This window comes from Achromobacter semiaridum (genome assembly GCF_053543755.1).
This window is the reverse complement of sequence record NZ_JBLVOL010000121.1, coordinates 36,925-56,544: the sequence shown is the minus strand read 5'-3', so window position 1 is coordinate 56,544 and position 19,620 is coordinate 36,925. Positions and strand designations below refer to the sequence as shown.

Here is a 19,620-nt window from a genome sequence, read left to right as displayed (position 1 = left end):
CCCCCCCCGGCGCCGCCCACGCCGATGTGAATCCACGGCCGGCCATGGCAGCGCCGGATGCGGTGCTGCGCTTGTCGGCGTACGGCAAGAAAGTGCGCGGCTTTCTCGACAAAGATGGGCCGCAGGTTTTTGGCGCCGATCCGCGCGTTATTGACTTTCTATATGGCGCCTTGGCCTTTGACGACTTCCCGGTGCTGGCGTGGCGCAAAGCCTATAACCGAGCCTTGGTACAACGCCAGCCTAGTCTTTATTACCAGGCTCCCCAGGGTGAACTTGCGCTGCGTGTGGCGCTGCAAGGCTATTTGCGCCGGGCACGGGGGCTGGCCTGTCACGCCGACCAGATCCTTATCGTGCATGGCTCGCAACAGGCAATCGATCTATGCGCGCGCGTACTGGTGGACGCTGACGATACGGTGCTGGTCGAAGACCCTTGCTACGTGATGGCCCGCCGCCTGTTCGAGGCCGTGGGGGCGGATGTGCGCGAAGTGCCTGTGGACGAACAAGGGCTGCTGTCCGAGGCCCTGCCCGAAGAACGCACGCGCCTGGTCTACGTGACGCCGTCGCACCAGTTTCCCTTGGGCGGCGTGATGCCCATCGCCCGCCGCAGGGCGCTGCTGGCGTGGGCGGCCAGGCAGCGGGCATGGATCGTCGAAGACGACTACGACGGTGAATTCCGCTATGGAATGCGTCCCGTCGATACGCTGCAATCCATCGACGATTCAGGCGCCGTCATCTATGTCGGCACGTTTTCCAAAGCCCTGTCCCCGCAGATGCGGATGGGCTATCTGGTGCTGCCACCCAGCCTGGTCAGCGTGTTTCGAGAGGCCAAGCGGCTGATGGACCGGCACGCACCCCGGCTGGAACAGGCGGCGCTGGCTTCGTTAATTGAAGACGGGTCGTATGAACGCCACGTGCGACGTTGCCGGCGGCAAAACGAAGCGCGCCGCGTCGCCCTGCTGCGCGCCCTGGAACGCCACCTGCCCGACGCCGTCCAGGTGGCGGGTTCGGCCTCCGGCTTGCACGTGGTGGTGTGGGTGCCCGGGGTGGCAGAGGCTGACGAGCCTGAGCTGGTCAGCCTGGCCCGGCAGCACGGCGTGGGCGTTCGACCCATCTCACCCCTGTATTTCAAGGGCGAGGCGCACCGCTCGCATTGCTGCGCCGGCCTTGTTCTGGGCTACGCCAGTCTGGCGCCCGCGGCCATTGACGAGGGCGTGCTGCGGCTGGCTCGCGCCATCCAGACATTACGCGCCGGCAGCACCGCTGCCGGCCTCAGCATCGACTCCTCGGAAACGCGCCGTGCCTAAATTGAACCTTCCGCCTGTCGATGCCGACGTTGACAAGGGCACCGGCGATTCCGATCGCCGGCTGCGGTATTTTCTGACGATTGCCGCGTGCGGGTCCATGTCCCGCGCCGCCGACGAACTGGGCATTTCGCAACCCAGTCTTAGCCGGCAGATATCCGCCTTGGAAGCCTATTTGGGCCGCCCGGTTTTTGATCGCAACGGGCGGGGCATGGTGCTTAGCGACGTTGGGCGCACGTTGCACCGCGCGGTGGCACCCGCGTTTCAATTGATCGATGACACCGTTGCCAAGACGCGGGATTCCAGTTCGGCCGGGTCTTCGTCGCTGCGCATCGCGGCGGTGCACACGCTGACTTATTACTTCCTGGGCGATCTGGTGTCGGCGGTGGCTCACGAAGGGGGGGATGCCAATCTGCACTTGATGGCGCGCAGTTCGCCGGAAGTGGTCGACCTGGTGGCCTCGGGCAAGGCGGAATTGGGTTTCGTGTACGACTCGGCCGTCGCCAGCCCCGGCCTGGTGTCCGTCCCACTGTTTGAAGACCAGATGTGCCTGATCGCCCGGATCGACGATGACGCCTACGACGAGACGACCGATATCTGGTCGCGGCCGTTGCGGCTGGTGGCCTTTCCCGAGCACTACGCACTGCGAAAAATGCTGCACCATTCGCGGCTGAACTATGTGGTGTCGGCCGAGACCGACACGGTGGATTCTGCGCTGGAACTCGTGTCGGCGGGCATCGGCAACTGCCTGTTGCCGACCCGCATGCCCGACCGCCTGTTGCAGGACCACCGGCTGAAGAAAATTACCATCACCGGGGGACGGCTGGCGCGTAAGGTAGTGGCGATCCACCGCGACGGCTACGCACTGTTTCCGCTGGCGGCGCTGACGTTGCAGATCGCGCAGCGTCTTTGCAAGCGTATGACTGAATGACTGAATGACTGAATAGCTGATATAGCCTCAGACGCATCGACGTCGCTTTGCGCACTTCTCATACTCGGCCCACCGACTCCGTGTCGACTTCACAAAGGGTAAGAGATGAGCGACGAGCTCCGCAGCAAAGCGTATTTCGACGAGCGCGCCACGCAAGAGATGGCGCAACACCTCAAAGGCCAGGATCGGTCCTTGAATGAAACCCTGGCCTACGCCTGTCGCATCCTGGCGATGACGGGGCAAGAAGCGGGCTTGGCGGGGCAGATCAGCGCGCGATCGGACACGCCAAATGCCTATTGGACACTACGCTTCGGCCTGGGCTTTGACGAAGCCACGCCTGACGACTTTATCGAGGTCGACCAGGACCTGAATACGATTTCCGGCACCGGCATGGCCAACCCGGCCACCCGTTTTCACCTGTGGGTGTACCGCAATCGGCCCGACGTCCAATCGATCATCCACACGCATTCGCCTTGGGCGACCACGCTGGCCACCGCGCGCCAGCCTTTGGTGGTGGCGCAAATGGACATGGCGCCGCTGTTCGACGATTGCGCCTTTCTTGGCGAATGGCCGGGCGTGCCGATCGCAGACGAAGAGGGCGTGATCATTTCGGCGGCATTGGGGCAAAAGAAGTCTATTTTGTTGGCCCATCACGGCTATCTGACCGCCGGCGTTTCGGTCGAGGAAGCCACCTATCTGTCCGTTTACCTGGAACGCGCCGCGCGCTTGCAGGTGCGCGCCCAGGCGTTCGGCCCATTGACGCCGGTGGACGCGAGGCTGGCGAAGGAAGCGCACGACTACCTGCTCAAGCGCTCCATTGTCCAAGCCACTTTCAATTACTGGTCCCGTCAGACGGACCGGCTTGCCGGCCCGAAATAAGCCGCGCCTACCTCCGCAAGGAACACCAAATGAACGACAAGAACACCCAATCCAATCAGGGTGGCAAGGGGAAGTCGCGCCAGCACGTTACGGCGGGCATTGCCAGCTTCATGGGCACCACGATCGAGTGGTATGACTACTTTTTGTACGGCACCGCCGCGGCGCTGATTTTCAACAAGATTTTCTTTCCCGCTTTCGATCCCATCACCGGGACGCTGGCCGCCTTCGCCACCTATTCGGTGGGCTTTTTTGCCCGGCCACTGGGCGGCGTCATCTTCGGGCATTTCGGCGACCGGGTCGGTCGCAAGTCCATGCTGTTGATTACGCTGTTTTTGATGGGCATACCGACCATCCTCATCGGGCTGATCCCGTCTTACGACAGCATCGGCTATTGGGCGGCCGTGTTGCTGGTCTGCATGCGATTTTTGCAGGGCATTGCCGTGGGCGGCGAATGGGGTGGGGCCGTGTTGATGGCCGTGGAACATGCGCCCGAAGGCAAGAAAGGGTTCTTTGGCAGCTTGCCGCAAGTGGGTGTGGCGCCGGGCCTGATCCTGTCGTCGCTGGCGATGGCGGCGGTAGCGCAGCTGCCCGAAGAAGACATGTTGTCCTGGGGATGGCGCGTGCCCTTCGTGGCCAGCGTCGTGCTGTTGTTGGTCGGCTGGTTCATCCGGGTCAAGGTGGCGGAATCGCCCGACTTTCAGAACATGGAAAACAAGGGAGAAAAAGTCGACGTGCCCGCCAAGGTCGTGCTGAAGAAGTATCCCCGTGAAGTGTTGGCCGTTATCGGCGGGCGCCTGGCCGAAGTGACCTGGTTCTATACGGTGGTGACCTTTGCCTTGGCGTATGCGACGGGAAGCCTGGGCGTGCCCCGTGCCGTGATGCTGGACGCGACCATCTGGGGCGCGGCAGCGGCGCTGTTCACCATGCCGTTGTTCGGCATTCTCGGCGACCGCGTCGGCTATCGCTCGGTGTTCATCCTGGGGTCACTGGCCATCATCTTCTATGCGCCCACCTTTTTCACGCTGCTGCAAACCGGCCAGCCTAGCAGCATCAATTGGGCGATGATCATTGCGGTGGGCTTGATCTATGGTTGCTTGTATGGGCCGCAGGGCAGCTTGTTTTCATCGCAGTTCCCGCCGGAAGTGCGCTACAGCGGAATATCGCTTGCCGTGCAGGTGTCGGGCGCCATCGGCGGCGGCCTGGCGCCGTTGATCGCTACGTCGCTGCTGGCTTACGCCGACGGCAATCCCAAGTACATCGTCTGGTACCTGAGCATTCTTGGCGTTATCGCAGCGGGCAGCGCGCTGTTCATGCACGGACCCGAACGGTTCAACGCCCGTCAACCCATCACGACGCGCTAAGCCATGGACAAGAACATCGACTATTACTTCTGGATCAACTCCGACTGGGCCTATCTAGGCGCGCAGCGGCTGGACGCGCTGGCCGCGCGGCATGGCGTCGGCATCAACTATCGGCTTGTCGATCTGCCCGACGTCTATCGACGTACCGGCGGCGTGCTACTCGGCCAGCGGTCGCCCGAGCGGCAGGCCTATCGCATTGCCGAACTGAAGCGCTGGTGCCGGCTGTTGGAGACGCCGGTCAACCCGCAGCCGGCGTTCATGTGTCCCAACGGGGACCTGGCGTCGCGACTGGTGATCGCGGCCCTGGAAGTGCCCCAGCCCATCACACCGCTGTACACGCGGATACTGCAAGCCGAGTGGTGTGACGACGAGGACATTTCCGACCCCACGGTGTTGCGCCGCATTCTGGCCGAGCAGGGATACGCGGCGCAGGCGATCTTTGACCGGGCGGCGCAGCCGGACATCGAAGCCCGTTATAGAAAGAACACCGACGACGCGGTCGCTGCGGGCGTGTTCGGGTCGCCCAGTTATGTCTATGACGGTGAGGTCTTCTGGGGGCAGGATCGCCTGGATATGCTGGACCGCGCGATCACGCTTGAACGCGCAGGCTGACCCCGACACCGGGGCGGTCGCCTGGCAGGCCGCCGGCGGCCGCCCGCGGCCCCGGCGTGTTGCTGGCGAAGGATCAAGCCAGCGCTTGTCTCAGATCGTCCAGCAGATCGTCGATGTCTTCCAGGCCAACCGACAGCCGCACCAGCCCAGGGCTCACGCCCGGGCTCAGGCGCAGATTCGGATTGATCTTCTTGCGCGCGTCGACCATGCCCGCCGTGTGATAGATCAGCGAATCCGTGTCGCCCAGGCTGATGCCGCGCGCAATGATGTTGAGCTTGTCAATCATCGGCGCCACGCCGTCAAAGCCGGCTTTCAGTTCAAACGACACCATGCCGCTGCCGGCCGACATCTGCCGGCGGGCGATATCGCGGTCGGCAAAGTCGGGCAGGAAGGGGTGGATAACGCGGGCCACGGCCGGGTGCGCGGACAGCATCTGGGCCACCGCCAAGGCGTTTTTGCTATGGCGCTCCATGCGGATATCCAGCGTCTTCAGCCCGCGCAGCACCAGAAAGCAGGACATCGGTGACGGCGTGGCGCCGGTCAGGTACTTGGCCCCGGCCGCGCGTATGGCCTCAATGGTGTCGCGACGGCCGATCGCCACCCCGCCCAGAATATCGCCATGCCCGTTGAGGTACTTGGTCAAGGAATGGATAACCAGGTCGGCCCCGTGTTCGATGGGGCGTTGAAGCGCGGGCGATGCAAACGTTGAATCCACGATCACCATGGCGCCAACGCGCTTTGCCGCCTGAGCAATACGCTGGATGTCCAGCACTTCGCAAGACGGATTGATGGGCGTCTCGAAATAGACCAGCTTGGTGGCCGGCGTGATCGCTGCCTGGGTGCCGGCCGCTGTGCTCAGGTCGGCGCGCACCACTTTTACGCCGAACTTGGGCAGCCCCTCATCCATCAAGGCGCCGGCGGTGTTGTAGATGGTGTGGTGCACGACGATTTCATCACCGGCCGCAAGCAAGGTCAGCAACGTGGAAGCAATGGCACCCATGCCCGAGGCCGTCACAATGGCGGCTTCGGCGCCCTCCAGCGCCGCCAGCCGATCTTCCAGCAGCTTTTGCGTGGGATTTTGTTGGCGACCGTATACGCAGCGGTCGCTGTCGCCCGAGAACACCGCCTGAAATTGCTCGGTGGATTCAAATGCGTAGGTCGATGTCAGGAAGATGGGGGGCGACACGGCGCCTTCAAAGGCCACAGGGTCGTAGCCGTGGTGGATCGCCTTGGTGGCAAAGCCCGGCGGGCGAGTGTCTTTGGCGTGGTCTTTCATCATTGCGTCCTGGGAGATGTCCTGTCGGTTCGGTGGTTTGGTTCGATTCGATTGGATTCGGGAGCCGCCAGGCCTACCGGATCGGCCAGCCATACATGATTCCGCCCTTGCTGTAGAGCGCGTTCATGCCACGCTCCAGTTTCAGGGCGCTTGTCATTCCCAGCGTACGCTCGTAGATCTCGCCGTAGTTGCCGACCCGTTTGACGATGTTGTAGGCCCATTTGTCCTCCAGTCCCAGGTTCTTGCCCATGCCGGGAACGACGCCAAGGATTCGTTGCACGTTGGGGTTTGCGCTTTTCAGCATGTCGTCCACATTGGCCTGCGTGATGCCGTATTCCTCTGCTTCCAGCAAGGCGTTCAACGTCCAGCGCACCGTGTTGAACCACTGCTCGTCGCCTTGGCGCACCATCGGCCCAAGCGGTTCCTTGGACAGCGATTCCGGAAAGATGATGTACTCGGCATCGCTGCCCAAGTTGCGGCGCGTGGCGGCAAGCATGGATTTGTCGGCAGTGATCGCATCGCATCGGCCTGCCGAGAAGGCACGCAGGATCTCATCGAACTTGTCCAGCACCACCGGTTTGAAGGTAATGGCATTGCCTCGGAACCAATCGGCCAGGTTCAGCTCGGTTGTCGTGCCGGGCAGAACGCAGATCGTCGCGCCATCCAGCGCTTTCGCGCTCTTGATGCCGATCGCGGTCTTGGCCATCAGCCCCTGGCTGTCGTAGTAATTGACCCCGGCGCCAATTAGCCCCAACGACGTGTCTCGCGTCATGGTCTGCGTCGTGTTGCGGGTCAGCACATCAACCTCGCCCGACTGCAACGCGGTAAAGCGGGCTTGTGTGGTCAACGGAACGATCTTGGATTTTCCTGGGTCGGCAAACATTGCCGCTGCAATCGCGCGGCAGGTGTCCACATCGATGCCTTGCCACACGCCGCGGCTGTCGGTGTAGGCGAAGCCGGGCAGATCCGTCGTGACGCCACATTGGACAAAGCCGCGCTTCTTGATGTTCTCGAACGTGGCGCCGGCATGGGCGGCTTGCGTGCACAGCGCGGCAAGGCTCAAGGCGCTAAGGATCGGCAGGATTCTCAAGGCAGGGCTCCCGGAGGGGGTGGGCGAGACGTCTGATCGGCGCTCCGCAGGACGCTTGTAATGTGTCGTTTATGACTCAAAGTGTCCATGCGGGTATACGCTAGCGTTCCTCCGCTGCCGAATCCGGGGCTATTCCCGGGCGCGGGAACAGCCGCTTTGCTCCTATGAAAAGCGATAGCGGCCGCGCGTCCCGGTAATTGTCGGGCGCATTCTGGTACGGAAGAATTCGCGCAAACTGGCCCAGTTCAAACGCCTACGCGTCAGGCGTTGACGTCCACTACGACGCGCCCCTGCACCTTGCCTGCCATCAGGTCGTGCGCGGTGGCGACGGCTTCGCGCAGGGGGATGTCGCGGCTGATGCGGTCGATGATGTCGGCGGGCAAGTCCGTGGCAAGCCGGCTCCATGCCTGGATGCGTTCGGCGCGCGGGCGCGTCACGCTATTGACCCCTAACAGGCTGACGCCGCGAAGAATGAACGGTGCGACCGACGCCGGAAAGTCCAGGCCTTGCGCCATGCCGCAGGCAGCCACGGCGCCGTCTGCCTTTACGCTGGCGCACAAGTTGGCCAGTGTGTGGCTGCCGACGGAATCGACCCCGGCGGCCCAACGCTCTTTTTGCAGCGGCTTGCCGGGCGCGGAAAGGGTCGACCGGTCGATGATGTCCGCCGCGCCCAAAGCGGTCAGGTAATCGCGTTCATTGGGTCGGCCGGTAGCGGCCACGACGCGGTATCCCAGTTTGTGCAGGATGGCAATGGCGTAGCCGCCGACACCGCCATTGGCGCCGGTCACGAGGATGTCGCCGGCGTCCGGCCGGATGCCGGCCTTTTCCAGCGCGATGACGCACAGCATCGCCGTATAACCGGCGGTGCCGATGGCCATTGCCTGCCGGCTCGATATGCTGTCGGGCGCGGGTATCAGCCACTGCGCATCCACCCGCGCGAACTGGGCCAGGCCGCCCCAGTGCTGCTCTCCCACGCCCCAACCATTCAGGATGACGCGTTGTCCGGGTTTGAAATCCGCGTGGTCGCTGTGTTCAACCACCCCGGCCAAGTCGATGCCCGGCACCATCGGGAAGCTGCGTACGATCGGGCCCTGTCCCGTGATGGCCAGCGCGTCCTTGTAGTTCAAGGTGCTGTAGTCCACTTTGACCAGCACGTCCGCCTGCGGCAGGCGGCTTTGTTCCATCTGTTGAATCGACGCGCGGTAGCCGCTGTCGTCTTTCTCGATCAAGATGCCATTAAACATGGAAGCTCCGTAAGAGGGGCCGGGCCGGTCGGCCGGCGTAAGCGGGATCAGCCTGGCAGACCCGCAAGAAAACCATCAAGAAAGATGTCCATGGGCGCGGCGCTGCGCATCATCTTGGCGCGCAGAACCGCGCCTTCCCAGCCAATCCAGAAGAACCGGGCAAGCGACTCGCAATCCGCTTGCGCGCCGAGGGCGCCTTGCTCTTGGGCGGCTATCAGGCAGGCCGCCACGCGCGCTTCCCACTCCTGAAGAATCCCGTTCATGGCCTGGCGGTACGGCTCCGGCAGCGCGCCCACTTCCTGGCCGAAGTTTCCAATCAGGCAGCCGCGAGCGTAGTCATGCCGCGCCATCCCTTGCCTGGCGTCGTCAACGAAATTGCGCAGGCGTTGCAAGGGCGGGGTGGATTCGTCAAGCAGCCAGCGGTCAAGCTTCCTGCCGAAGTAGTCGTCGTAAGCCTGCATCACTTGAAGGCCGAAGTCTTCCTTGTTCTTGAAGTAGTGATAGAAGGAGCCTTTCGGGACGGTGGCGCGCTTGAGGATGGCGTCCAGTCCCGTGGAGGTGAATCCCCGTTCGGTCAACAACTGCATGCCGACCCGGATCAGCAGGTCGCGGGTTTCGACCAGCGCCAAGGACGCCTGGGCACGCGTTCTGCGGCCGGTTCGTGCAGGGGGTGTCGTGTTCATTGGCGCAGTATAGACCGATCGTTTCTTATTTCAAGTGCGCCGTTTGCCGCGCAATGACTCCTTTCTTGGGGTCCTGAAAATTCGCATAAAACCCTGTTTTATCAGGGAATTTATGGATTTTTTCGTTATCGATACCACGGTCTGTGGCGGCCTTTGGACCAAATATTTTCGACGCCCCGGTAGTTTCCCTAATGACACAAAGTGTACATACGTCGATACTTTCCCCACGGTCGGTGCGTTGACGCCAAGGCCAACAAAAGGGGAAGTTCATGAAATTTGGATTGTCACGACTGTTGGCGGCGAGCTTTTGTGTGGTGGCGATGGGCTCCAGTTCCCATGTGTTGGCCGACGCGTATCCCGGCAAGCCCATTCGCCTGCTTGTCGGTTTTCCGCCCGGCGGGCCGACGGACATCATCGCGCGGTTGATCGGCAAGGGCCTGTCGGAACAACTGGGCCAGCCAGTCGTGGTCGAGAATCGCGGCGGGGCCGGTGGGGTGATCGCTGCACGGGCAGTGGCCGCGGCCGCGCCTGATGGCTACACCTTGCTGGTCAGCGTGGAATCGTCGCAGACGCGTGGGGTAGCGTTGAACAAGACGTTGCCGTACGACGCCGCCAAGGACTTCACTTACATCGGAAAAATAGCCAAACAGCGCAACCTGGTCGTCATCGATCCCAAGCTGCCGATACCCGATGTCAAGGGCTTGATCGCCTACGCCAGGAAACACCCCGGCGAGCTGAATTACAGCGGAACCTACGGCGCAACGTCGCACATTGGCGGCGCCTTGTTCGATATGGACAACGGCGTAAAGATGACCTTCGTGAGCTATCCCGGGGGCGCGCAGCCAATCACTGACCTGATTGCGGGCGTCGTGCAGGTGGGTTTCTTCACCGAAGCCACGATTGCCGCGCACGTGAAGTCGGGAAGGCTGAAGGCGTTGGCCATCGCGGCGCCCGAGCGGTCGCCGGATTTCCCGGACGTGCCCACGTTGGCCGAGGCGGGGGCCCGCCCCATGGAACTGTCGCCCTGGTTCGGCCTGACCGGCCCGGCCGGCATGGACGCGGGCGTGGTTCAGCGCTTGAGCCAGGCCGTGTCGACGCTGGTGCGCAGCCCGACCTTTCAGGCGCAACTGGCAACGATCGGCGCGGTGCCGATCCCGGGCTCAACACCGCAGGCATTCCAGAAAGACGTGAACCAGGAAATCGCGTACTGGAAGACCTTCGTGGTCGACGCCAACATTCCCGTCAACTGAGCACCCTGAACGAGCACGATGATGACTGCCTCTTCCTCGACCGGCGCCAGTCTGGCCGGAAAATTAGGGTTCTTTGCCCCATTGGACGCATTGCTCAATGACGCCGAACAGCGTGCCATTCAACAAGCCCGGGCCTTTTGCCACCAGCACGTAGCCGCAGCCGCCCATGCCGCCTTTACATTGGGCGAGCCGTATCCGATCACGATCCTGCATGACTGGGCCGCGCAACGCTTTCTGGCCTTGCAGGCGCCCGAATCGGCGGGGGGGCTCGGCGCGTCGTTTCTGTGCAAGGTCCGCTTGGCCCAAGAGGTCGCGCGACACAGCTTTGCCACGGCCTTTTCGCTGAACAACCTTCAGGGCTCCGTCACGCGGGTCGCGCGCGGGGGCAGCGCCAGGCAACAGCAGGCTTACCTTGCCGGGCTGGCAAGCGGGCAGTTGCTGGGCGCGCCGGCCTTGTCCGAACCCCAGGCGGGCAGCGATCTTTCCGCCTTGTCGATGCGCGCCGAGCGCTCTGGCCAGCGTTGACTGCTGTCGGGCACCAAGCGTTGGGTGACTAATGGGCAGATCGTGAACCTGCCGCTGGTGATGGCCAAAGCAGTGCCGCCTGGGCAGGACGAGGGGCCGATCGCAAGCTTCCTCGTGGACCTTGGCGCGCCCGCGCCGACGTGGTCGCGCCGGGAAATCAGCACGGTGGGCGGAGCGTCGTTTCGGCTTGCGGAGATCGAACTGCGGGAACACCCCGTGCCCGACTGGGCCATGCTGGGCGCGCCTGGCGATGCGTTCAAGGCGTCGATGGCCACGATCAACGCCGCGCGCGTTCATGTGGCGGCGATGTGCACCGCAACGCTGTACTCGGCGCTGGCCGAAACCGTTGCCTATTGCGCCGACCGAACCACCTTCGGCCAGCCGCTGATCGGCCACCAGGGCTTGCGCTGGGAATTGGCCGAGGTCGCCACGCGTCTGGAAGCGGCCAACGCGCTAATGGTGCAGGCGGCCCGCCATCTCAACGACGGCAACGACGCCGTGACGGTGGCGGCCCAGGCCAAGAAGTTTGCCGTGGATACCGCCATCTGGGGAGTGGACCAGTGCCTGCGCTGCGTGGGCGCGATCGGCACCACGCCCGCGTTGCGCTTGTCGATGCATCAGGCGGAACTGCGCTTTGCCGCCTACACGGACGGCACCGGCCAGCTGTTGCTGGACCGGGTCGGAAAGAACCTGGCCAAAGATTATTGCGTGACGACGGAAGGGGAATAGACGTGAGAAACATCGTTGTGGACGGGGCCGGCGCGGCCCTATCTGGATTGCAGGACGGACACACCGTGATGGTGGGCGGCTTTGGCGGGGCGGGCCTGCCCCGGCGCCTGATCGAAGCCGTCTTGGCCGCTGGCGTGCGCGACCTGACGGTGATTTCAAACAATGCCGGCTCCGGCGCGGGCGACCTGTCGGCGTGGTTCGAGGCGAAGATCGTTCGCAAGATCATCTGCTCTTACCCCAGAAGCGCCGCGGCGTTTGCTGAGCAGTATCGAGCAGGCACGGTTGAACTGGAGTTGGTGCCGCAAGGCACGCTGGTTGAGCGGATTCGCGCGGCCGGGGCCGGGCTGGGCGGATTCCTGAGCCCCGTCGGCGTGGGTACGCTGTTCGAGCATGGCAAGCAACAGCTGGAAGTCGGCGGCAAGACCTACTTGCTGGAGCTGCCGCTGAAAGCGGATTTTGCGCTGCTGCGAGGCCGCGCCGCCGACACCATGGGCAATGTGGTCTACAACAAGACGGCCCGCAATCACCAGGCGGTCATGGCCACCGCTGCCGACACCGTCGTGGTGGAGGTGGCTGAAATTTTGGCTCCCGGCAACCTGGACCCCGAAGCCATCATCACGCCCTGCATCTTTGTAGACAGGGTTTTTCTAGCGGAGCGCGCATGAACCCCTTGACCCGAGACAGCATGGCCAGAATGGTCGCGCACAGCCTGCCGCGCAATGCCTTTGTGAATCTGGGCATCGGCGCGCCGCCCCTGATTGCCGATCATCTGCCCGACGAACGGGGTGTGATTCTGCATAGCGAGAACGGCATGCTCAACCTGGGCCCCAAACCGGCCCCGGGTGAGGAAGACTTCGACCTGATCAATGCGGGAAAAAGCCCCGTCACGATCAAGACCGGTGGAGCCTTCTTTGACTCCAGCATGGCATTCGCGATGATGCGGGGCGGGCACATCGCCGTGGCGGTGCTGGGCGCCTTTCAGGTGTCCGCATCTGGCGACCTGGCCAATTGGAATACCGGGAATGTTGACGGCGCGCCGCCCGCGATCGGCGGCGCCGTTGACCTGGCCGTGGGCGCCAGGCAGATCTGGGTCATGATGGATCACGTGACCAAGGACAACGTGCCCCGCCTGGTAAGGCGCTGCACCTTGCCATTGACGGCGGTGGGCGTGGTCAAGCGCGTATTCACCAACTATTGCGTCATGGCCGTGGAGCCAGATGGCCTGCGCGTCGAGGCGGTACGGCAAGGGCTGAGGCCGGAGGCACTGCAAGCCATGACTGAGCGCCGCTTCAGTTTGGCTGCCGCCTTGGGGTTATCCGCGAAGACGGCACTATGGAGCCGGCGGGCGCGTGATGCAACACAGCGCCCTTTGAGGAAGCCGGCGGCCGTTCGCCTGGAACGAATGAGCGCCTGAACGCATGAACGCAGGCGGGCGCGATCGGCCGCACGAATCTGCATACAATCCCCAGGATATCAACCCGGCCGCCCACCGCGCGGTGCCGATACCCATCCTGAAGGATTTCTACGTGGCGCTAAAACTGAAGCTTCTTCGCGTGCAGGCAGGCCTGACCTTGGAGCAGTTGGCACAGTCCTGTGGGCTGACGCGTAGCTACATATCCAAAGTCGAGCGGGGAATTTCCACGCCGTCGATCGAAACCGCGTTCAAGCTCGCCCATGCATTGGGCGTGAACGTGGATCGCTTGTTCGGCAAGTCGGAGCAGCGCGACGAATTTTCCATCGTGCGCGCCAAGGATGCCGGACCCGACGAAGCCAGCGAATACCTGTCGCTGGTGGCCGGTGCCAACGGCAACCGGCTGATGCGTGCCTTTGTCATCCGCCCTGGCCAGTTCAACGGCGGGCGGGCCAAAAAGCGGATTCTGAGCCATCACGACGGCGAGGAGATCCTGTACGTGCTGGCGGGCAAGCTGGAACTGACGGTGGGCGACAGAAAGGAAATCCTGGATGTGGGCGATTGCGTCCAGTTCAATTCATCAATGCCGCACAAGCTGGTTTCCGTAGGCAAAAAAGAAGGGGTGGGGCTGATCGTGGTGACCAGCCGCGACCCCATGCTGCTTTAGCGGCACCCCTTCTGTATCAATGCATCTGCCCGTAGCGCCCGGCGTTGAAGTCCTGGATGGCTTCGACGATCTGTGCTTGCGTGTTCATCACGAAGGGGCCATAGCCCACCACGGGTTCATCGATGGGCTCGCCGCTTAAGACGAGGAACACCGCGTCGTTGTTGGCTTCAACGGTGATGTCCTCGCCGTCTTGTGAAAACAACGCCAGTTGCGCGTCACGCGCCACCGATTCACCGTTGATGAGCAGGGTGCCGCGCAGCACCACCAGCATGCTGTTGCGGCCGGCGGCCACGGGGAAGGTGGCGGACTTGCCCGCCTTCAGGCGTACGTCCCACACGTCCATCGGCGTGAAGGTGCGGGCCGGGCCGGCTTGGCCGTTGAAGTTGCCGGCGATGACGCGCACGCTGCCCGCGTCGTCCGGCAATACCGCCACCGGGATGTCGGCGTTCAAGATGCCTTGGTAGCCCGCCGCCGCGCCCTTGTCCTTGGCGGGCAGGTTGACCCACAACTGCACCATTTCCAGCTCGCCGCCGGTGCGCGTGAACGCCGGGGAATGGAATTCCTCATGCAAGATGCCCGAGGCGGCCGTCATCCATTGCACGTCGCCGGGGCCGATGACGCCGCCGTTACCGGTGGAGTCGCGATGTTCCACCTCGCCGCTGTAGACGATGGTGACGGTTTCAAAACCGCGATGGGGGTGCTGGCCGACGCCGCGCGGGTGGTCGGCCGGCTCGAACTTTGCCGGGCCGGCGTAATCCAGCAGCAGAAAGGGGCTGACATTCTTGCCTTTGTCGTTGTACGAGAACATCGAGCGCACGGGGAAGCCGTCGCCCACCCAGTGGGGGCGGGGGGCGGCGTGCAGGCCGAGGATCTTTTTCATGGCGTCTATTCCTATTGCGCGGCCCCTTCGGAGCCGTTCGTCATGGGGATAAAGGTTAGGGCGGAACAGCGCTTTCAGTAGTTCGGATTTTGATAAGGACTGTTCCATAAATCGGACGACAGCCAGCCGTGCTTTGCGCGGATTCTGAAGAATGTCGAATCATCCCAAGGGCCATCCGCCAGAAGGATGAGGCGCTGTTTTTTAAGAATAATCCGATTTTTTGAGCAGGCTTGTCTCCCTATCGTGAAGCCTTGCCGCCGGAAGCACGATGTTGCCCGGCCCGGCTTTTCTTCCTGCCACCCGATATTCGATACCCGATACCCCGATGCTTCCAGCCATGATTTCACCTCTGTTTTCCCGCCTTCGTTCCCACGCCGGGCATCTGTCCGTAGCGGCCGTCGCCCTTGCCGTGGGGGTGTTGAGCGGCAAGATCTGGATGCTGTGGCAGGCGCTGTCCTGAAGCCGGCCTGAGCCAGTTGGCGTGTCCCGCCAGAGCCAACCGGCGTACCCGCCTTCAGTCGCCTGGCGTATCCTGCCGCCATGAAACCTGACGAGACTCTCGCGCCCGACGGCGCCACCGACCACGTCTGGGGCTTTGCCCCGGTTGCCGCGCCCGATGCGCGGGTCCTGGTGCTGGGCTCCATGCCGGGGGTGGCCTCGCTACGTCAGGCGCGCTATTACGGCCATCCGCGCAATGCGTTCTGGCCCATTGCCGCGCAGGTGCTGGGCTTTGATGCCGCGCTGGAATATCCGCTGCGGCTGCACGCCCTACGCGCCGCCGGCGTCGCCCTGTGGGACGTGCTGCATGCCTGCGAGCGGCCGGGCAGCCTGGATGCCGACATCCGCCAGGACACCCTGGTGCCCAATGATTTCGCCGCTTTTTTCGACGGCCACCCGGCCATCGTCCGCGTGTGCTTCAACGGCGCCAAGGCGGCGACGCTGTATCGCCGCTACGTGCTGCCGGTGTTGCCACCGCAGGCCCGCGCGCTGGACTACCTGGATCTGCCATCCACCAGCCCGGCCCATGCCGCCGCGTCCTTCGACATGAAGCTGGCCGCGTGGCGTGCCGCGTTGACGCCGTAACAGGGCCATCGGCGCACGATGCCAGGATCTCTGTCCCCGATTTGATACAGATCAACGGTCTATATAACTTCCGGTGATAAGGTAATAACAACAAGAAGTTACCTGTCCGGAGTTGTCCGCAATGCCCCCATCCCCCGTCTCTTCCGAACCCCCTCTACGGGGTAAACGCGGTTTCCTCAAAGGGCTGCTCGGCCTTGGCGCCGCCGCCACCGTTATCCCCATCCACGCCGAAGCCACCGGCCTGAACGGCCAGCCGCCGCGCCGCCCCGGCATGGCGGGCAGGCGCTACGGCATGGTCGTCGACATGCGCAAGTGCATCGGCTGCCAGTCCTGTACGGTCAGCTGTTCCCTGGAAAACCTGCCGCCCATCGGCCAGTTCCGCACCACCGTCCTGCAATACGAAGTGACTCCCGACGATGGCGGCCCCTGCGCCATGGTGATGCTGCCGCGCCTGTGCAACCACTGCGACAACCCGCCCTGTGTACCGGTCTGCCCGGTGCAGGCCACGTTTCAGCGCGAAGACGGCATCGTGCTGGTCGATAACGAACGCTGCGTGGGCTGCGCCTATTGCGTGCAAGCCTGTCCGTACGACGCCCGCTTCATCAACCACGACACGCAAACGGCCGACAAGTGCACGTTCTGCGAACACCGGCTGGAAGCCGGGCTGCTGCCGGCCTGCGTGGAAAGCTGCGTGGGCGGCGCGCGCGTCATCGGCGACATGAACGACCCGGACAGCGCCATTTCAAAGCTGCTGGTGGAACACAAGGCCGACATCAAGGTGCTGAAACCTGAGATGAAGACTGACCCCCACGTCTATTACATCGGCTTGCCCGACGCGTTCGTTCACCAGGTCGACGGCCCGGCAGGCGTGCGCCTGGCCGGCGGACATTGAGCCATCGAAGGGGACTTTCATGCAGATCTCGGAATTGCTCACGCCGGTTTACGACGCCGCCTGGCTGCCTTGGGCCGTGCAGTATTTCTTTCTTATCGGCATCGCGGCCACCACGGCGCTGACCGCCGCCTTCGCCGCTTTCGGCCAGGCGGGTTCGCCGTTGCGCCGTTTGTTGCCGGCTGCCGTGGTGGTGCTGCTGGTCAGCGCCATTGCCGCGCCTGTGTCTCTACTTGCCGACTTGCATCAGCCCGGCAGATTCTGGCACTTCTATGCACACCTGACGCCTTGGTCGTGGATGTGGCTGGGCGCCTTGCTGCTGCCCGCGTTCGTCGGCTTGTCGGTGCTTTTTTGCGCGGCGTGGTGGGGGGGGCGCATCGGTTGGCTGCGCGTGTTGGCCGTAGGGCTGGCGCTGTCGGCCGCGTCCATCCTGGTCTACACCGGCGCGGAAGTCATGGTGCTGCGGTCGCGGCCCCTGTGGCACACGGCGTTCCTGCCCGTGAACTTCGCGTTGACGGCCTGGCTGGGCGCGTTGGGCGCCATGTTTCTGGTGGGCCGCTGGTTGCCCGGCGGCATGAAGGCCTTGCCGGTGGAGACGTTGCGCGGGCTGAGCTTGTCCGCCGTGATTTTGATGGCGGTGGGCGCGGGCGCCTGGGCGGGTTTGGGCCTGTTGGGCGCGGACCCGTCGTTTGATGCGGCGTTGCGGTTGTTCGCCGACTTTCCCATCTGGCGCATCAGCCTGGCGGGCGCGGTTATCACGGGCCTTTGCATGATTGCATTGTTGCAGCGGCCGGCCCACGCGCTGGTCGCCCCGCTGCCCTCGGCCACGTTGGGGCTGATGATGCTGGGCGCCGCCTGGATCTTCCGCTGGGTGGTCTTCATGAGCGTGCAGGGCGTGCCCAAGTACGGTGCCGGCCTGTATCTGTACGACATGCCGTGGGGCAGCGATGGGCTGCTGGGCATGGTTGGGGTGTTGGGCCTGTGCGTGACGCTGATCACGGCGGTGACCTGGGCCCTGGAAAGCTACCCGGCGCGCAAGCGCGGCTTGGCGGGCTGACCGCCATGGAACACAAAGCAATGAACAAGCAACACGAAGACGACAAGCCCGGCGTGGATACGCCAGAGGACGCCGCGCGGCGCAAGCTGATGGTGCGTGGCGGCATGGTTGCCGGTGGCATGGCCGCCTTTGCGGCGGGCTACGGCGAAACGGTGGCGCGGGCCGTCAAGGGCCTGGCCCAGGGCACGGCCGGCGTGCCGACCGCGCACGCGGTGCGCGGCAACTCGCTGATGCCCGAATTTCGCATCGACCCGCTGACCGGCGTGTTAAGCGCCCAGCCTGGCCAGACGGTCAGCCCGTCCAGCTGCCTGGGCTGCTGGACGCAGTGCGGCGTTCGCCTGCGCGTGGACACCGCGCAAAACCGCATTCTGCGCGTGGCAGGCAACCCATACCACCCCTTGGCCACGACCCGGCCGGCGGCCATGCAGACGCCCGTGCGCGAGGTCTACGCGCAGCTGGGCGGCGACAACGGGCTGGAAGGGCGCGCCACATCGTGCGCGCGCGGCTCGGCCATGCTTGAACAGATGCACAGCCCGTACCGCGTGCTGCAACCACTGAAGCGGGTGGGCGCGCGAGGAGAAGGCAAATGGCAGAGCATTTCGTTCGAGCAGCTGGTGCAGGAAGTGTGCGAAGGCGGCGACCTGTTCGGCGAAGGCCATGTTGACGGGCTGCGCGCCATCTATGACCGCGACACGCTGCTGGACCCCGAAAACCCCGAGTACGGCGCGCGCGTCAACCAGTTCCTGTTCACGGACGCGTCCAACGAAGGCCGCACGCCGCTGATCCAGCGCTTTGCCGCGCAGTCTTTCGGCACGGTCAATTTCAGTAATCACGGGTCGTATTGCGGGCAGAGCTTTCGCGTGGGCGCGGGCGCCGCATTGGGCGATCTGAAAGGCATGCCGCATGGCAAGCCGGATTGGGACAATGCGCGCTTCGGCCTCTTCATCGGCGCGGCGCCCGCGCAGGCCGGCAATCCGTTTCAGCGTCAGGCCCGGCAGTTGGCCGAAGCGCGCGTGCGCCCGGAGGCTGACAGCTTCACCTACGTGGTCGTGTCGCCGGTCTTGCCGGCCTCGTCCAGCTTGTCGGCTGGTTCCGGCAACGAATGGGTGCCCGTGAATCCCGCCAGCGACCTGGCTCTTGCCATGGGCTTGATCCGCTGGATTCTGGACAACGAACGTTTTGACGCCAAGGCGCTGGCACAGCCCGGCCCGCAGGCCATGAAGGCGGCGGGCGAGGCCGCGTGGACCAACGCCACGCATCTGGTCGTGGCCGAACCCGGCCACCCGCGCCTGGGCACTTTTTTGCGTGGCGCCGACCTGGGCTGGCCACGCCCCGTGGACGCCGGCGACAAGGGGGAAGACGTGTACGTGGTGCGTCGTGATGACGGCACGCCGGCCCCGCACACGGACGCGTCGCCCGCGACGCTGTTCGTGGACGAACGCATCGCCGCCCCGGGCATGGCCGGCGCGCCCGATTCGCTGCGTGTCTGTTCGTCGCTGACCCTGCTGCGCGAGGAATCGCATCGCAAATCGCTGGATGAATACGCCGGCCTGTGCGGCGTGCCGGCGGAAAAGATCGCCCAGCTGGCGCACCGCTTCACCAGCTACGGCAAGCGCGCCGTGGCCGACGCGCATGGCGGCACGATGAGCGGCGCGGGCTTCTACACCGCCTACGCCATCGCCATGCTCAACACCCTGGTGGGCAACCTGAACGTGGACGGGGGCCTGGTGTTGGACGCGGGGCCGGTCCCGC

The 19,620-nt window shown here is 64.0% G+C and carries 21 protein-coding genes; 15 read left to right on the top strand and 6 right to left on the bottom strand.

Features of this window, described 5'->3' with window-relative positions; all coding sequences use genetic code 11:
• From pdxR to ACNPP0_RS25400, 5 genes are all read left to right on the top strand, one after another.
• The coding region (pdxR, locus tag ACNPP0_RS25420; protein ID WP_448707353.1) for a MocR-like pyridoxine biosynthesis transcription factor PdxR at nucleotides 1-1,304 on the top strand (1,304 nt) is incomplete at its 5' end.
• A complete protein-coding gene (locus ACNPP0_RS25415) occupies nucleotides 1,297-2,232 on the top strand; it encodes a LysR family transcriptional regulator (RefSeq protein ID WP_219992182.1) in 936 nt (311 codons plus the stop codon). The genes pdxR and ACNPP0_RS25415, both read left to right, overlap by 8 nt.
• A gap of 105 nt (nucleotides 2,233-2,337) precedes the next feature.
• On the top strand, nucleotides 2,338-3,111 hold the full coding sequence (locus tag ACNPP0_RS25410; protein ID WP_046804558.1) for an aldolase: 774 nt from the start codon (nucleotides 2,338-2,340) through the stop codon (nucleotides 3,109-3,111).
• Between the two features lie 29 nt (nucleotides 3,112-3,140).
• On the top strand, nucleotides 3,141-4,472 hold the full coding sequence (locus ACNPP0_RS25405) for an MFS transporter (protein ID WP_448707352.1): 1,332 nt from the start codon (nucleotides 3,141-3,143) through the stop codon (nucleotides 4,470-4,472).
• Between the two features lie 3 nt (nucleotides 4,473-4,475).
• Entirely contained in the window at nucleotides 4,476-5,084 is a 609-nt protein-coding gene (locus ACNPP0_RS25400; protein WP_046804560.1) for a 2-hydroxychromene-2-carboxylate isomerase, read from the top strand.
• 73 nt (nucleotides 5,085-5,157) lie between these two features.
• Here ACNPP0_RS25400 and ACNPP0_RS25395 read toward each other — a convergent pair whose 3' ends face one another.
• The 4 genes from ACNPP0_RS25395 to acuR form a co-directional block, all read right to left on the bottom strand.
• Complete coding sequence (locus ACNPP0_RS25395; RefSeq protein WP_332607451.1) at nucleotides 5,158-6,360, bottom strand: trans-sulfuration enzyme family protein; 1,203 nt, start codon at nucleotides 6,358-6,360, stop codon at nucleotides 5,158-5,160.
• A gap of 73 nt (nucleotides 6,361-6,433) precedes the next feature.
• Nucleotides 6,434-7,441, bottom strand: coding sequence for an amino acid ABC transporter substrate-binding protein (locus ACNPP0_RS25390; RefSeq protein WP_370512741.1), 1,008 nt, complete (start codon nucleotides 7,439-7,441; stop codon nucleotides 6,434-6,436).
• A 269-nt stretch (nucleotides 7,442-7,710) separates the two neighbouring features.
• The gene (gene acuI, locus ACNPP0_RS25385) at nucleotides 7,711-8,634 is read right to left on the bottom strand and encodes an acrylyl-CoA reductase (NADPH) (protein ID WP_370512742.1); all 924 of its coding nucleotides are present in this window, start codon (nucleotides 8,632-8,634) and stop codon (nucleotides 7,711-7,713) included.
• A gap of 107 nt (nucleotides 8,635-8,741) precedes the next feature.
• On the bottom strand, nucleotides 8,742-9,377 hold the full coding sequence (acuR, locus tag ACNPP0_RS25380; protein WP_448707351.1) for an acrylate utilization transcriptional regulator AcuR: 636 nt from the start codon (nucleotides 9,375-9,377) through the stop codon (nucleotides 8,742-8,744).
• A 269-nt stretch (nucleotides 9,378-9,646) separates the two neighbouring features.
• On the opposite strand from acuR, the gene ACNPP0_RS25375 reads away from it, so the two are divergent.
• The 6 genes from ACNPP0_RS25375 to relB all read left to right on the top strand — a co-directional run bounded on the left by ACNPP0_RS25375 (nucleotide 9,647) and on the right by relB (nucleotide 13,959).
• Complete coding sequence (locus ACNPP0_RS25375; RefSeq protein WP_219992186.1) at nucleotides 9,647-10,627, top strand: Bug family tripartite tricarboxylate transporter substrate binding protein; 981 nt, start codon at nucleotides 9,647-9,649, stop codon at nucleotides 10,625-10,627.
• A 21-nt stretch (nucleotides 10,628-10,648) separates the two neighbouring features.
• The gene (locus tag ACNPP0_RS25370) at nucleotides 10,649-11,152 is read left to right on the top strand and encodes an acyl-CoA dehydrogenase family protein (RefSeq protein WP_448707350.1); all 504 of its coding nucleotides are present in this window, start codon (nucleotides 10,649-10,651) and stop codon (nucleotides 11,150-11,152) included.
• A 24-nt stretch (nucleotides 11,153-11,176) separates the two neighbouring features.
• Nucleotides 11,177-11,881, top strand: coding sequence for an acyl-CoA dehydrogenase family protein (locus ACNPP0_RS25365; protein WP_448707349.1), 705 nt, complete (start codon nucleotides 11,177-11,179; stop codon nucleotides 11,879-11,881).
• 2 nt (nucleotides 11,882-11,883) lie between these two features.
• Nucleotides 11,884-12,546: a CoA transferase subunit A gene (locus tag ACNPP0_RS25360; RefSeq protein WP_448707348.1), complete on the top strand. Its 663-nt coding sequence runs from the start codon at nucleotides 11,884-11,886 to the stop codon at nucleotides 12,544-12,546.
• The gene (locus ACNPP0_RS25355; RefSeq protein WP_448707347.1) at nucleotides 12,543-13,295 is read left to right on the top strand and encodes a 3-oxoacid CoA-transferase subunit B; all 753 of its coding nucleotides are present in this window, start codon (nucleotides 12,543-12,545) and stop codon (nucleotides 13,293-13,295) included. The genes ACNPP0_RS25360 and ACNPP0_RS25355 overlap by 4 nt, the downstream gene beginning before the upstream one ends.
• Before the next feature lie 112 nt (nucleotides 13,296-13,407).
• Entirely contained in the window at nucleotides 13,408-13,959 is a 552-nt protein-coding gene (gene relB, locus ACNPP0_RS25350) for a type II toxin-antitoxin system RelB family anti-toxin (RefSeq protein WP_046804642.1), read from the top strand.
• Between the two features lie 16 nt (nucleotides 13,960-13,975).
• On the opposite strand, the gene ACNPP0_RS25345 is transcribed toward relB, so the two are convergent.
• Both ACNPP0_RS25345 and ACNPP0_RS25340 read right to left on the bottom strand, forming a co-directional pair.
• Nucleotides 13,976-14,839, bottom strand: a complete 864-nt coding sequence (locus tag ACNPP0_RS25345; protein WP_448707346.1) for a pirin family protein — start codon at nucleotides 14,837-14,839, stop codon at nucleotides 13,976-13,978.
• 74 nt (nucleotides 14,840-14,913) lie between these two features.
• On the bottom strand, nucleotides 14,914-15,186 hold the full coding sequence (locus ACNPP0_RS25340) for a hypothetical protein (RefSeq protein WP_332607462.1): 273 nt from the start codon (nucleotides 15,184-15,186) through the stop codon (nucleotides 14,914-14,916).
• 193 nt (nucleotides 15,187-15,379) lie between these two features.
• Here ACNPP0_RS25340 and ACNPP0_RS25335 point away from each other — a divergent pair, with 193 nt between their 5' ends.
• From ACNPP0_RS25335 to ACNPP0_RS25320, 4 genes are all read left to right on the top strand, one after another.
• The gene (locus ACNPP0_RS25335; RefSeq protein WP_448707345.1) at nucleotides 15,380-15,922 is read left to right on the top strand and encodes a DNA-deoxyinosine glycosylase; all 543 of its coding nucleotides are present in this window, start codon (nucleotides 15,380-15,382) and stop codon (nucleotides 15,920-15,922) included.
• Nucleotides 15,923-16,043: 121 nt separating this feature from the next.
• Complete coding sequence (gene dsrO, locus ACNPP0_RS25330) at nucleotides 16,044-16,814, top strand: sulfate reduction electron transfer complex DsrMKJOP subunit DsrO (protein WP_448707344.1); 771 nt, start codon at nucleotides 16,044-16,046, stop codon at nucleotides 16,812-16,814.
• A gap of 19 nt (nucleotides 16,815-16,833) precedes the next feature.
• A complete protein-coding gene (nrfD, locus tag ACNPP0_RS25325) occupies nucleotides 16,834-17,868 on the top strand; it encodes an NrfD/PsrC family molybdoenzyme membrane anchor subunit (RefSeq protein ID WP_448707343.1) in 1,035 nt (344 codons plus the stop codon).
• A gap of 20 nt (nucleotides 17,869-17,888) precedes the next feature.
• Nucleotides 17,889-19,620: molybdopterin-binding domain-containing protein (locus ACNPP0_RS25320; protein WP_527893039.1), on the top strand; the 1,732-nt coding region annotated here is incomplete at its 3' end.